Raw genomic sequence first — 12552 nt, forward strand, 5'->3', positions numbered from 1 at the left:
GCTGCCGTGAGGCCCCGAAGGGCGGCACCCCGTCAGGAGGGTGCCGCCCTTCGGCGTTCGGCGTGCGTTCGCGTACGTCCGCGAGGGAAGAGGTCCGCGCCGGCCTCAGTACGCGCTGTTGACGTTGTCCATCGAGCCGTAGCGGTCGGCCGCGTAGTTGCAGGCGGCGGTGATGTTGGCGACCGGGTCGTAGATGTTCTTCGGGGTGCCCGGGACGTGGTACGCCTCGAACGTCGGCGGGATCACCTGCAGCAGGCCCTTGGACGGGATGCCGTTGCGGGCGTTGATGTCCCAGTTGTTGATCGCCATCGGGTTGCCCGAGGACTCACGCATGATGTTGCGGTGGATGCCCTGGTAGGAGCCCGGGATGCCGTGCTTCTTCATGATGGCGAGGGACTCGCGGATCCAGCCGTCGAGGTTGTTGGGGTAGCTCTTCACCGAGACCTGCTTGACCTCGGCGCGCTGGGCCGACCGGCTCGCGGCCTGCTGGGCCTCGCGCTTCTGCGCGGCCTTCTGGGCGGCGGCCTTCTTCGCGGCGGTGGCGGCCTTCTGCTTCGCGGCGGCCTCGGCGGCCGCCTGCTTCTTCGCCTCGATGGCGGCGACCTTCTGGCTGGCACCGGCGAGCTGGTCGGTGACGCCGGCGTGGACGTCCTTGATCTGCTCGGTGCTGTACGCGACCTTGGCCGTGGGAGCGGCGACCTCGCTCGTGGCCGTCTGACCGCTGGCCGGCACCGCGCTGAAGGCGACGGCGGCTGCGCCGAGCGTGCCGACACCGGCAACCGCGATCTTGTGGGTGCGGGTCAGGGGACGACTATGAGCACGGGTGAGGATGTTCTTGAGCATGCGGGACAGACCTCTTCGAATAGCGCGGAGGTCGCTCGCGTCCGGTGCGGACAGGGGTGCTTCCTGCACAAACGCCGCGGGCTGGAACCCACGGCGCTGAGCGACGAGAGCAATTCTTAGCGGCCGCAAAATCCGGAGGCAAAGGTGTGACGTACTATCCCGGGTAGTGGATCAGGGAAGGGCGAAACGGGGCAGAATGGACCATCCGCCCCGGTCAAAACGGACGAGTCGCTCTCCTACTCCCCTTCGTACGTGATCTGGGCCCTATGTGCGGGCTCACACCGACCGCCCGGGCTTCTCACCCGTGGTTGCTGAAGCAATGCGGTGGGTGAGGGCCGTCTACCGCAGGAGGAGATGGACGTCCCCGAACTCGTGCCACAGGTAGCGCCGGCGCACCGCTTCCTCGTAACCGCGGTCGACCGCAGCCCGCCCCGCCACCGCGTCCAGCATCAGCAGATGCGAGGCCTCCGGCTCGTGGAACCCCGTCAGCAGCCCGTCCACCACCCGCACCCCGCGCTCCGGGGTGACCACCAGATCGGTCCACCCCTCCCGCGCCCGTACGACCCCGCCGGCACCGGCCGCCGACTCCACGGCCCGTACGGCGGTCGTCCCCACCGCCAGTACCCGGCCGTCCCCGGCCCGCGCCGCGTTGATCAGCCGTGCCGACGCCTCCGGCACCGCGAACCGCTCCGGATACGGCGGCTCGTGCGCCTCCGCCGAGGCCACCCCTGTGTGCAGCGACACCGGCGCGAACTGCACCCCCCGGCTCACCAGCTCCGCCACCAGCCCGGCGGTGAAGGGCCGCGCCGCACTCGGCATCTCCGCGCTGCCCGCCCCGTCGGCGGACGGCAACGCGAACACGGTCTGGTACACGGACAGCGGCTGGTCCCGCTCCGTATAGGAGTAGCGAATCGGCCGGCCGTGCACCCGCAGGAACGCGGGCACGTCCTCCTCCGTCACCCGCGCCCACCACAACCGCTCACCGCGCGCGCTCAGCGGCTCCTCCAGCACCAGCCCCGCGCCGCCGGGCAACCCCACCTCCATCCCCGCGTACGCCCCCGCACGCGCGCGCGTGGTGCCCCTTCCGTCGGGGGCCCGCAGCTCCACCGCCCACCGGCCGTCGTCCCCGCGCGTGGAGAAATGCACCACCACGCGCGCGTGCCCGATCCGCCCGTCGACGGCCGCCGCGAGCGTGGCCGAGGTGTTGACCACCAGCAGATCCCCGGCCCGCAGCAGCCGCGGCAGCTCCCCGAAGGTGTGGTGCGACACCTCCACCCCGCGCGACACCAGCAGCCGTACGGCGCTCCGGTCCAGCCCGGGACCCCGCTGCTCGGCCGGCACCCGCGCCGACAGCTCCCGCGGCACCTTCCCCCACGCCCGGACCGGCCCGCGCGGGGCGGTCCCCGTCGCCGACGACGTCATCGCCGTCCCTCCAGCAGTGCCGGCGCCCCGTAGCGACCGCTCGCCGGACGCTCGTCCAGCAGCCTCAGGAACGCCGGGACGACACTGTCCGGAGCGGGCCGCGGACCGTCGTCGTCCGGTACGGCGGCCGCGTACAGGTCCGTCGCCATGTCCCCGGGATCCACCGCCCAGACCCGCAGCCCCGGCTCCTCCACGGCCAGCACCGCCGCCAGGTGGTCCAGGGCCGCCTTGGACGCCCCGTAACCGCCCCACGTCTCGTACGGCTCGGCGGCGGCGTCCGAGCTGACCGCGATCACGGCGCCCGCGGCGGCCGCACGCAGCAGCGGCAGCGCCTCCTGCACCAGGCCCAGCGCCGCCACCGCGTTCACCTCCAGCGCCCGCCGCAGCCCCTCCAGGGGCAGCTCCTCCAGCCGCACCAGCGGCTCCGCGCCCAGCGCGCTCGCATTGCTCACAAGCAGGTCGACACCGCCGAACCGCCACGCCTGCGCCACCAGCGCGGCCCGGTGCCCGGCGTCCGTGACATCCCCGGGCAGCGCCGCCACGCGCGTGCCGTACGGCTCCAGGGCCCGCGCCGTCTCCCCCAGCACCTCCGGCGTCCTGGCGTCGAGCACCAGGTCCCAGCCCCGCGCGGCCAGGGCATCGGCGAGCGCCCGGCCCAGCCCCTTCGACGCCCCCGTGATGATCGCTACCGGCATGACACACGTCCCCTCGTCGTCCGCGCCTCCTGATCGGCGTGTGCCTCAACGTAGGAACAGGGACGGCCGGGGCGCCTCGGGCACGGGCCGCAACCCGGCGGGGCCTTCGCCCTAGGTCCCACGGGCCGGACCTCCGGCCTAGGCCCACCGCCCTAGGCGGCGGCCGTCACAGGTCCCATCCGCGCTGTCGGTGCCCGCCGGTACCGTGAGGACATGAGTCACGGCCCCCGGTCCGGCCTCGCCGCGGTGAGCTCCGCGCTGCTGGCCATGAGCAGGCACCTGGAGGTGCGCGACGTCCTCAAGACGATCGTCGCCTCCGCCCGCGAGCTGCTCGACGCCCAGTACGCCGCCCTCGGCGTCCCCGACGACCACGGCGGCTTCGCCCAGTTCGTGGTCGACGGCGTCAGCGACGAGCAGTGGAAGGCCATCGGCCCCCTGCCCCGCCAGCACGGCATCCTCGCCGCGATGCTGCACGACGCGAAACCCGAGCGCCTCGCCGACGTCCGCAAGGACCCCCGCTTCGAGGGCTGGCCGTCCGCCCACCCCGACCTGGCCGACTTCCTCGGCCTGCCCATCCGGGACGGCGACGAGGTCATCGGTGCCCTGTTCCTCGCGAACAAGAACTGTCAGAAGCCCGAGGGCGGCTGCGGCTTCACCGAGGAGGACGAGGAACTGCTCGGCATCCTCGCCCAGCACGCCGCGATCGCCCTCACCAACGCCCGCCTGTACGAGCGCAGCCGGGAGCTGACCATCGCCGAGGAGCGCTCCCGCCTCGCCCACGAACTTCACGACGCGGTCAGCCAGAAGCTGTTCTCCCTGCGCCTGACCGCCCAGGCCGCCGCCGCCCTGATCGACCGCGACCCTGCCCGCGCCAAGGGCGAGATGCAGCAGGTCGCCGGGCTCGCCGCGGAGGCCGCCGACGAGCTGCGCGCCGCCGTGGTCGAGCTGCGCCCCGCCGCCCTCGACGAGGACGGCCTCGTCGCCACCCTCCGCACCCAGATCCAGGTCCTCGACCGCGCCCACAGCGCGCGGGTGACCTTCAGCGGGCACCGGGTCAGGGCACTGCCCGCCGCCCAGGAGGAGGCCGTGCTGCGCGTCGCCCAGGAGGCGCTGCACAACGCCCTCCGGCACTCCGGCGCGGAACACGTCGACGTGACGCTCGACCGGCGCGGCGCCGGAGCCGTCCTGCGGGTCACCGACGACGGCAGCGGCTTCGACCCGCGGGCGGTGCGCCGCGCGGGACGTCATCTCGGCCTGGTCTCGATGCGCGACCGGGCCGGCGGGGTCGGTGGCCGGCTGGCGGTGGAGTCGGCGCCCGGCAAGGGCACCACGATCGAGATGGAGGTCCCCGGTGGCTGACGCAATCAAGGTGCTGCTCGTCGACGACCACCAGGTCGTCCGCCGCGGGCTGCGCACGTTCCTGGAGGTGCAGGACGACATCGAGGTCGTGGGCGAGGCCGCGGACGGCGCCGAGGGAGTCGAGCGCGCCGAGGAACTGCGGCCCGACGTGATCCTCATGGACGTCAAGATGCCGGGCATGGACGGCGTCGAGGCGCTGCGCAGGCTCCGCGAGCTGGACAACCCCGCGCGTGTGCTGATCGTCACCAGCTTCACAGAGCAGCGCACGGTGGTCCCGGCCCTGCGCGCGGGCGCCGCCGGCTACGTGTACAAGGACGTCGACCCGGACGCGCTGGCCGGTGCCATACGTTCCGTCCACGCCGGGCACATCCTGCTCCAGCCCGAGGTCGCCGGTGCCCTGCTCTCGCAGGAGGAGGGCAACTCCGGCCAGGGGAGAGCAGGCGCCCTCACCGAACGTGAGCGCGAGGTGCTGGGCCTGATAGCGGACGGCCGTTCCAACCGGGAGATCGCCCGTGCGCTGGTGCTCTCCGAGAAGACCGTCAAGACCCACGTCTCCAACATCCTGATGAAGCTCGACCTCGCGGACCGCACCCAGGCCGCCCTGTGGGCCGTGCGCCATGGAGTGGCCGGCTGACTGCTACGCGTCGGCAACCCGGAGGGTTCCGTTCCGGTCGGAGATTCATACCGTCGTGGGAATGTCCCCCACACGGCGCATCCTTCGTCGTGCCCGGCCGTTCTCCAGTGCGTGCCGCGGCGACTGCCGCGGCAATCGCAAGGAGGGCTTGTAAGTGAAGAACCTGAAGAAGGCAGCGGCCGTGACGATGGTGGCCGGCGGGCTGATCGCCGTCGGCGCGGGCGTGGCCTCCGCCACCGACGGCGCCGCCGCCCACGGCAAGGCCGTCGCCTCCCCGGGCGTCGCCTCCGGCAACGTCGTCCAGGCACCGGTGCACATCCCGGTGAACGCCGTCGGCAACAGCGTGAACGTCATCGGTGTGCTGAACCCCGCCTTCGGCAACCTCGGCATCAACGACTGACCCCGGTCGAAGACCGCTAGGTGACCACGGCCTCCCGGGCCCCCACCCGGGAGACCGCCCACACCCCACCACGCAACCGCGACCAGCCCCCCCCACCACCACCACCGCGAGCACACGCCCCCGCGACCGCGAGCACACGCCCCCGCGACCGCGAGCAGCCGCCCCGCCCAGCCGCGAGCGGCTGGCCCGCCGTCACCGCGGGCCACCAGCCCGCCGCAACCGCGGGCGGCCGACCTCACCCAACCGCGAGCAGCCGTGCCATTGCCACCGCGGGCAGCCGCCCCGTCGTCACCGCGGGCAGCCGCCCCGTCGTCACCGCAGGCAGCCGCCCCGCCGTAACCGCGGGCGGCCAGGCCGTCGTCACCGCAGGCAGCCGGCCCCGCCCAGCCGCGGGCGACCGCACCGTCGTAACCGCGCGCGGCCGCGCCGTCGTCACCGCGGGCGGCCGACCCGTCGTCACCGCGGGCAGTCGTGCCGCCTGGGGCGGCACGGGTGGGCGCGGGCGGCACCCCGTCAGCGCCGGGCCGCGCCACCCACCCCCGGCCAGCACGAACGCCGTTCCCCACCCCGAGAGACGTCACCACACCGACGCCGCCCCCGCACACCAAGGGAACAAGGCGACGTCACCTCACCCCCCGCTCCCGCTCCTCCACAACGGAGTTGTACGCAGCGACCTGCGCCCGCCGAGCCGTCCGCTCCACCGGCCGCAACGCAGCCCCCCGCGCCGCCATCTCGGACGCGCTCACCGCACCCCCGTGCCCGTTCTCGTACGCCAGCGAGATCAACGCCCCCACCCGCTGCGCCAGCTCCAGCACCCGCACCGCCCGCGGCGGATACCCCGGCGCCAACACCTCCCGCCCCCGCTCGGCCCGCGCCCGGTACGCCGCCACCGCCGCCTCGGCCACCGGCCCCGACCCGGCGACGTCCAGCCGCGTCAGCACCTCGGTCGCCTCCCTCAGCGCCTCCGCCAGCTCACGCTCCGCCTCACCCAGCGACGGCACATCGGCCGGCGGCGCCTCCCGCACGGGCAGGCAGTGCCAGACGACCTCGACGTGCACATCACCCTCGGGCCCGGCCTCGTAGACCTCCGGCACCAGCCCGAACGCGGCGCCGTGACAGACCACCGCCTCCTCCGCCTCCAGTGCCCGCGCGTTGAACTCCGGCGGCCCGCTCAGCCCCAGCGGATGCCCGGGCGCGGGCAGCGCGACCCGCAGCCCGGTCACCCCGAGCGCCCGCAGCCGGCCCAGCGCGAGCGTGAGACCGACCGGCGCCGACTCGTCCGGCAGCCCCTCCACCCGGTGCACCGCGTCCTCGGCGACGATCGCGAGCACAGCGTCATCAGGCGAGACAAGTCCGGCAATAAGGGCATTTCCCCAGGAGGCAAGGCGTCCTGCACGTGGTTCCGAGAGCATGTCTCCACCCTAAGGACCGGACCGATGGAATGGTGGAGCCGACCGGTGGCGTAGATTTCCTAGAGGGCTGCGCCCACCGGCGGCGGCCCGAGCCACAGGCGTACGCGACAGCCGAGACCGGCCACACTGCAAGGGGAGACAACGCGCTCATGAGCGATGTTCTGGAGCTTCAGGACGTATCCGTGGTCCGCGAGGGCCGGGCTCTGGTGGACCAGGTCTCCTGGTCGGTCAAGGAGGGCGAGCGCTGGGTCATCCTGGGACCCAACGGTGCCGGCAAGACCACCCTCCTCAATGTCGCGTCCAGCTACGTCTACCCGAGCAAGGGCACCGCGACCATCCTCGGCGAGACCCTCGGCAAGCCCGGAACCGACGTCTTCGAGCTGCGCCCGCGCATCGGCATGGCCGGCATCGCCATGGCCGAGAAGCTGCCCAAGCGCCAGACCGTCCTGCAGACCGTGCTGACCGCCGCGTACGGCATGACGGCCGGCTGGCACGAGGACTACGAGGACATCGACGAGCAGCGCGCCCGCGCCTTCCTCGACCGCCTCGGCATGACCGAGTACCTCGACCGGAAGTTCGGCACCCTCTCCGAGGGCGAACGCAAGCGCACCCTCATCGCCCGCGCCCTGATGACCGACCCCGAGCTGCTGCTCCTGGACGAGCCCGCCGCCGGCCTCGACCTCGGCGGCCGCGAGGACCTCGTCCGCCGCCTCGGCCGCCTCGCCCGCGACCCGATCGCCCCCTCGATGATCATGGTCACCCACCACGTCGAGGAGATCGCCCCCGGCTTCACCCACGTCCTGATGATCCGTCAGGGCAAGGTGCTGGCCGCCGGCCCGCTGGAGCTCGAACTCACCTCCCGCAACCTCTCCCTCTGCTTCGGCCTCCCGCTCGTCGTCGAGCAGGTCGGCGACCGCTGGACCGCCCAGGGCCTTCCCCTGTCCTGACCCGCCCCCTGTGCGCCCTGTCCCCGGTACGTCCCACGGACCTACCATGACCATGTGAACGACATCGACGCATGGGTGTGGTGGCTCGTCGCCGCGGCAGCGCTCGGAATCCCGCTCGTCGTGACCGCGATGCCGGAGTTCGGAATGCTCGCCGTCGGCGCCGTCGCCGCCGCCATCGCCTCCGGGGTCGGCGCCGGCCTCGTCGTCCAGGTACTCGTCTTCGTCGTCGTCTCGGTCGCCCTCATCGCCGTCGTACGGCCCGTCGCCGCCCGGCACCGCGCCCAGCGACCCCAACTCGCCACAGGCGTCGATGCGTTGAAGGGCAAGCAGGCCGTCGTCCTGGAGCGCGTCGACGGCTCCGGCGGCCGGATCAAGCTCGCCGGGGAGATCTGGTCGGCCCGCGCCCTCGACGCCGGCCGAGCCTACGAACCAGGCCAGGAAGTGGACGTCGTGGACATCGAGGGGGCCACGGCGATCATCCTGTGACCGCGTCCGCCGCAACTGGAGCGAACGCCCCCCGAGGTACGCGACGGTCTGTCAGACTCGACCAGCAAGATCTTCAACATCCGTAAGATCTGCAGTCATCAAGGTTCTGCCGAAAGCGCCGAGGCGGAGAAGGGTACGGGAACGACGATGGAACCGGTCATCATCGTCTTGATCATCCTGGTGGTGTTGGTCTTCATCGCCCTGATCAAGACCATCCAGGTCATCCCCCAGGCGAGCGCCGCCATCGTGGAGCGCTTCGGCCGCTACACACGGACGCTGAACGCGGGCCTCAACATCGTGGTCCCGTTCATCGACACCATCCGCAACCGCATCGACCTCCGCGAACAGGTCGTCCCCTTCCCGCCGCAGCCGGTCATCACCCAGGACAACCTGGTCGTCAACATCGACACCGTCATCTACTACCAGGTGACCGACGCGCGCGCCGCGACCTACGAGGTCGCCAGCTACATCCAGGCCATCGAGCAGCTCACCGTCACCACCCTGCGCAACATCATCGGCGGCATGGACCTGGAACGCACCCTGACCTCCCGCGAGGAGATCAACGCGGCCCTGCGCGGCGTCCTCGACGAGGCCACCGGCAAGTGGGGCATCCGCGTCAACCGCGTCGAGCTCAAGGCCATCGAACCGCCCACCTCCATCCAGGACTCGATGGAGAAGCAGATGCGCGCCGACCGCGACAAGCGCGCCGCGATCCTCCAGGCCGAAGGTGTCCGGCAGTCCGAAATCCTGCGCGCCGAGGGCGAGAAGCAGTCCCAGATCCTGCGCGCCGAGGGCGAGGCGAAGGCCGCGGCCCTGCGCGCCGAGGGCGAGGCCCAGGCCATCCGCACGGTCTTCGAGTCCATCCACGCCGGCGACCCGGACCAGAAGCTGCTCTCCTACCAGTACCTCCAGATGCTCCCGAAGATCGCCGAAGGCGACGCCAACAAGCTCTGGATCGTCCCCAGCGAGATCGGCGACGCCCTCAAGGGCCTGTCCGGTGCCATCGGCAACTTCGGCCCGATGGGCGGCGGTTCGGGAAGCGGCGGCAGCACCGCGGGCACCGTCCCCGCCCAGGAGCGCCGCGAGAAGCCGACCATCGACTGAGCAGCCGGATCACGCGGGAACGGGGCTCACCTCCACGCGGAGGTGAGCCCCGTTCCCGTAACCGGCGCTAGGCCGCCGACTGCGCGAGCCACTCCGGCAGCGCGTCGAAGTCGTCCTGCCCCAGCGCGAGCAGCATCGCGTCGGCGGGCGTCGGCTCGAACGGCTCCCGCAGCAGCGGCATCCCCGCCTGCTCCGGAGTCCGGTTCGCCTTGCGGTGGTTGTCCTCCGCGCACGAGGCCACCGTGTTCAGCCATGTGTCCTGCCCGCCGTGCGACCGCGGCACCACGTGGTCCACGGTCGTCGCCCGCCTGCCGCAGTACGCGCACCTGTGCCGGTCCCTGACCAGCACCCCCCGCCGCGACCACGGGGCACGTCTTCGGAAGGGCACCCGTACGTACTGGCAGAGCCTGATCACCCGGGGCGCCGGTATGTCGACCGCGGCTCCGCGCATCCGCAGTTCGGGGTGGGCCTGCTCGACGACGGCCTTGTCCTGAAGCACCAGAACGACGGCTCGGTTCAGCGTCACCGTCGACAACGGCTCGAAGCTCGCGTTCAGTACCAGCGTGTCCCGCATACCAGCCCACCTCCCGTGTGCACCGGCCCACCCCCTGGCGGGCTGGGGTCAACTCTGGCCGGGCACGCCGGGATGGACAACGCAATATCCGCTGCCACCACGAGGGGAACTCCCCGTGGCCCCCCGGCAACAAAAATGCCCGCCTCTGATCACTTCCATGACCAGGGGCGGGCAAACGCTCCGTGAACGCTCGGAACACTCAGCCCTCGGCGGGCACCTCGTACTCACCGATCAGCTGCGCACGCGCGATCGTGTGGAACCGCAGGTTGAAGCCGACGAACGCCGGAGTGGCCTCCGCGTCCGGACCCAGCTTCTCCTGGTCCACGGCGTACACCGTGAACACGTACCGGTGCGGCCCGTCCCCGGCGGGGGGCGCGGCACCGCCGAAGTCCTTGGTGCCGTAGTCGTTGCGCACCTGTACGGCACCCTCCGGCAGGCCCTCGAACTTGCCGCTGCCCGCGCCCGCCGGCAGCTCGGTGACCGAGGCGGGGATGTCGAACACCACCCAGTGCCAGAACCCGCTCCCCGTCGGGGCGTCCGGGTCGTAGCACGTCACGGCGAAGCTCCTGGTCTCGGCCGGGAAGCCCTCCCACCGCAGCTGCGGCGAGGTGTTGCCGGCCGCGTAGACCTGAGCGTCCTTGAGCGTCGCCCCCTCCTGGACGTCCTCGCTCGTGACCGTGAACGACGGCACGGGCGGGTGGAAGTCATGGGGGAGCGGACGCCGCTTGAGCTCGGTCACCTCGGTACCTCCTGATCGATCGGTGCAGTGGTGACCGAGCCTAGAACCAGTTGCGCTTGCTGCCGACCTCGGACAGCCACTGGTTGAGGTAAGCCGCCCAGTCGGTCCCCTGGTAGTCGTTCAGCCCCACCTTGAACGACCGGAACGTGTCGCTGCCCTCGCTGAACAGCCCCGGCTTCTTGTCCATCTCCAGGACGACGTCCATCGCCTGCTCGTCGGCCACGAAGCTCAGCTCGACCTGGTTCAGCCCCCGGTACTGCTGCGGCGGGAGGAACTCGATCTCCTGGTAGAACGGCAGCTTCTGCCGAGTGCCCCGGATGTGGCCGCGCTCCATGTCCGCGCTCTTGAAGCGGAAGCCCAGCTGGATGAACGCGTCCAGGATCGCCTTCTGCGCCGGCAGCGGGTGCACGTTGATCGGGTCCAGGTCACCGGAGTCCACCGCGCGAGCGATCTCCAGCTCGGTGGTCACCCCGATGTTCATCCCGCGCAGCGCCTGCCCGTCGATCATCGTGATCGGCGTCTCCCACGGGATCTCCAGCCCGAACTGCACCGCGTGCACGGCACCGGCCTTCAGCCCGAAGGCACCGCCGAGCCGCACCTTCGTGAACTCGATGTCCTGCTTGTACTCCTGGTCGCCGCTCTCCACCTCGACCTTGGCCTGGAGACCGACCGACAGGCCCTCGATCTGCTGGTCGACGGAGCCGCCCTGGATCCGCACCTCACCCTGGACGACACCGCCCGGCACGACGTTGACCTCGTTGAGGACCGTCTCCACCGAAGCCCCGCCGGCTCCCAGGCTCGCGAGCAGCTTCTTGAACGCCATGTCTCTCCCTCTCCAGGACGTGTGAACCCTTGATCCCTACAAACGCGATCCGGCCGTGGCCGGTTCCGCGCCCCTCACCCTGGCAAGGCGGGCGCCCCCTGACCACCCCGCGCGCCCGTCCACCTGCGTTACGCTCGGACGGCATGATCGCGACCCCCGACCGTACGCCCCTGCCCAGGAACTTCTTCGACCGCCCCATCCTCGAGGTGGCCCCCGACCTCCTGGGCCGCATCCTCGTGCGCACCACCCCGGACGGTCCGATCGCGCTCCGCCTGACCGAGGTCGAGGCCTACGACGGTGAGAACGACCCCGGCTCCCACGCCTACCGCGGTCGCACATCCCGCAACGACGTGATGTTCGGTCCCCCCGGACACGTGTACGTCTACTTCACCTACGGCATGTGGTTCTGCATGAACCTCGTGTGCGGTCCCGAAGGCAGGGCGAGCGCCGTCCTGCTCCGTGCCGGCGAGATCATCGAGGGCGCCGAACTGGCCCGCACCCGTCGACTCTCGGCCCGCAACGACAAGGAACTGGCCAAAGGCCCCGCCCGACTGGCCACCGCCCTGGGCGTGGACCGCGCCCTGAACGGCACGGACGCCTGCGCCTCCGGAGCCACGCCCCTGCGCATCCTCAGCGGAGTCCCCGTACCCCCTGACCAGGTACGCAACGGTCCGCGCACGGGCGTGGCCGGGGACGGCGGCGTCCACCCGTGGCGCTACTGGGTCGCCGACGACCCCACGGTGAGCCCGTATCGGGCCCACACGCCGAGGCGACGCCGAAGTTGACTCGCACTTGCGGGACGCGTAACGTAGCCCGAGCCGCTTGAACCGGGTACGGCAATCGCCTGCAGCCGGAAGCGGCCAACCCACTACCTACGACTTCCCCTCAGCGGGAACGTTTTCGGCGTGCCCGCATGCCCGAATTCGAACTCGCGAGACTCGATTATGAGTCGCCGGAGAAATCGGCTAACGTAGTGAATGTCGAAAGGCCGACGGGCGGAAGCCAGAAAGCCGACGACAAACCCCGCCGACAGGGAATCGGATCCGAAAAGGATCTGATAGAGTCGGAAACGCAAGACCGAAGGGAAGCGCCCGGAGGAAAGCCCGAGAGGGTG

Annotated in this window: 15 protein-coding genes; 8 read left to right on the plus strand and 7 right to left on the minus strand. The window is 71.5% G+C overall.

The annotated features are described in order from the left end of the window. Nucleotides 1–105: 105 nt before the first annotated feature. From H0H10_RS17790 to H0H10_RS17800, 3 genes are all read right to left on the minus strand, one after another. Nucleotides 106–843, minus strand: a complete 738-nt coding sequence (locus H0H10_RS17790; RefSeq protein WP_188181973.1) for a transglycosylase SLT domain-containing protein — start codon at nt 841–843, stop codon at nt 106–108. 339 nt (nt 844–1182) lie between these two features. Further along, nucleotides 1183–2265 carry an S-adenosylmethionine:tRNA ribosyltransferase-isomerase gene (locus H0H10_RS17795; RefSeq protein ID WP_188181974.1) on the minus strand — a complete coding sequence of 361 codons (1083 nt, stop codon included), beginning with the start codon at nt 2263–2265 and terminating at the stop codon, nt 1183–1185. Continuing rightward, the gene (locus tag H0H10_RS17800) at nt 2262–2960 is read right to left on the minus strand and encodes an SDR family NAD(P)-dependent oxidoreductase (protein WP_188181975.1); all 699 of its coding nucleotides are present in this window, start codon (nt 2958–2960) and stop codon (nt 2262–2264) included. Before H0H10_RS17800 ends, H0H10_RS17795 begins: the two co-directional genes overlap by 4 nt. A 213-nt stretch (nt 2961–3173) precedes the next feature. Between H0H10_RS17800 and H0H10_RS17805 the strand changes: the two genes are divergently transcribed. The 3 genes from H0H10_RS17805 (at nt 3174) to chpE (ending at nt 5353) form a co-directional block, all read left to right on the plus strand. Then, nucleotides 3174–4319 (plus strand): GAF domain-containing sensor histidine kinase, encoded by a 1146-nt coding sequence (locus tag H0H10_RS17805; RefSeq protein WP_188181976.1) that lies wholly within the window; start codon nt 3174–3176, stop codon nt 4317–4319. Further along, on the plus strand, nt 4312–4953 hold the full coding sequence (locus H0H10_RS17810; RefSeq protein WP_188181977.1) for a response regulator: 642 nt from the start codon (nt 4312–4314) through the stop codon (nt 4951–4953). Before H0H10_RS17805 ends, H0H10_RS17810 begins: the two co-directional genes overlap by 8 nt. A gap of 154 nt (nt 4954–5107) precedes the next feature. After that, nucleotides 5108–5353, plus strand: coding sequence for a chaplin ChpE (gene chpE / locus H0H10_RS17815; protein WP_188181978.1), 246 nt, complete (start codon nt 5108–5110; stop codon nt 5351–5353). Between the two features lie 623 nt (nt 5354–5976). Here the strand turns inward: chpE and H0H10_RS17820 are convergent. Then, nucleotides 5977–6765: an Rv1486c family protein gene (locus tag H0H10_RS17820; protein WP_188181979.1), complete on the minus strand. Its 789-nt coding sequence runs from the start codon at nt 6763–6765 to the stop codon at nt 5977–5979. Between the two features lie 149 nt (nt 6766–6914). On the opposite strand from H0H10_RS17820, the gene H0H10_RS17825 reads away from it, so the two are divergent. From H0H10_RS17825 to H0H10_RS17835, 3 genes are all read left to right on the plus strand, one after another. Next, on the plus strand, nt 6915–7712 hold the full coding sequence (locus H0H10_RS17825) for an ABC transporter ATP-binding protein (RefSeq protein WP_188181980.1): 798 nt from the start codon (nt 6915–6917) through the stop codon (nt 7710–7712). Nucleotides 7713–7766: 54 nt separating this feature from the next. After that, on the plus strand, nt 7767–8198 hold the full coding sequence (locus H0H10_RS17830) for an NfeD family protein (protein WP_188181981.1): 432 nt from the start codon (nt 7767–7769) through the stop codon (nt 8196–8198). Nucleotides 8199–8345: 147 nt separating this feature from the next. Then, nucleotides 8346–9302 carry an SPFH domain-containing protein gene (locus H0H10_RS17835; RefSeq protein WP_188181982.1) on the plus strand — a complete coding sequence of 319 codons (957 nt, stop codon included), beginning with the start codon at nt 8346–8348 and terminating at the stop codon, nt 9300–9302. A gap of 67 nt (nt 9303–9369) precedes the next feature. On the opposite strand, the gene H0H10_RS17840 is transcribed toward H0H10_RS17835, so the two are convergent. The 3 genes from H0H10_RS17840 to H0H10_RS17850 all read right to left on the minus strand — a co-directional run bounded on the left by H0H10_RS17840 (nt 9370) and on the right by H0H10_RS17850 (nt 11438). Further along, nucleotides 9370–9876: an HNH endonuclease gene (locus H0H10_RS17840; protein ID WP_188181983.1), complete on the minus strand. Its 507-nt coding sequence runs from the start codon at nt 9874–9876 to the stop codon at nt 9370–9372. 199 nt (nt 9877–10075) lie between these two features. Beyond that, nucleotides 10076–10615, minus strand: a complete 540-nt coding sequence (locus H0H10_RS17845) for a YbhB/YbcL family Raf kinase inhibitor-like protein (RefSeq protein ID WP_188181984.1) — start codon at nt 10613–10615, stop codon at nt 10076–10078. A 40-nt stretch (nt 10616–10655) separates the two neighbouring features. Beyond that, the gene (locus H0H10_RS17850) at nt 10656–11438 is read right to left on the minus strand and encodes a sporulation protein (RefSeq protein ID WP_188181985.1); all 783 of its coding nucleotides are present in this window, start codon (nt 11436–11438) and stop codon (nt 10656–10658) included. Between the two features lie 143 nt (nt 11439–11581). On the opposite strand from H0H10_RS17850, the gene H0H10_RS17855 reads away from it, so the two are divergent. Continuing rightward, on the plus strand, nt 11582–12223 hold the full coding sequence (locus H0H10_RS17855; protein WP_188181986.1) for a DNA-3-methyladenine glycosylase: 642 nt from the start codon (nt 11582–11584) through the stop codon (nt 12221–12223). A gap of 128 nt (nt 12224–12351) precedes the next feature. After that, on the plus strand, nt 12352–12552 hold a 201-nt coding region (locus H0H10_RS39985; protein WP_223180022.1), incomplete at its 3' end, for a hypothetical protein.

Origin of the sequence: Streptomyces griseicoloratus (assembly GCF_014534645.1) — a bacterium.
In the GTDB taxonomy this organism is placed as follows: Bacteria; Actinomycetota; Actinomycetes; order Streptomycetales; family Streptomycetaceae; genus Streptomyces; species Streptomyces griseicoloratus.

Coding starts and splice junctions, on each gene's coding strand:
- H0H10_RS17850 (WP_188181985.1), bottom strand. CDS start 11,438: ATGGCGTTCAAGAAGCTGCTCGCGAGCCTGGGAGCCGGCGGGGCTTCG.
- H0H10_RS17835 (WP_188181982.1), top strand. CDS start 8,346: ATGGAACCGGTCATCATCGTCTTGATCATCCTGGTGGTGTTGGTCTTC.
- H0H10_RS17825 (WP_188181980.1), top strand. CDS start 6,915: ATGAGCGATGTTCTGGAGCTTCAGGACGTATCCGTGGTCCGCGAGGGC.
- H0H10_RS17820 (WP_188181979.1), bottom strand. CDS start 6,765: ATGCTCTCGGAACCACGTGCAGGACGCCTTGCCTCCTGGGGAAATGCC.
- H0H10_RS17790 (WP_188181973.1), bottom strand. CDS start 843: ATGCTCAAGAACATCCTCACCCGTGCTCATAGTCGTCCCCTGACCCGC.
- H0H10_RS17805 (WP_188181976.1), top strand. CDS start 3,174: ATGAGTCACGGCCCCCGGTCCGGCCTCGCCGCGGTGAGCTCCGCGCTG.
- H0H10_RS17795 (WP_188181974.1), bottom strand. CDS start 2,265: ATGACGTCGTCGGCGACGGGGACCGCCCCGCGCGGGCCGGTCCGGGCG.
- H0H10_RS17800 (WP_188181975.1), bottom strand. CDS start 2,960: ATGCCGGTAGCGATCATCACGGGGGCGTCGAAGGGGCTGGGCCGGGCG.
- H0H10_RS17840 (WP_188181983.1), bottom strand. CDS start 9,876: ATGCGGGACACGCTGGTACTGAACGCGAGCTTCGAGCCGTTGTCGACG.
- H0H10_RS17855 (WP_188181986.1), top strand. CDS start 11,582: ATGATCGCGACCCCCGACCGTACGCCCCTGCCCAGGAACTTCTTCGAC.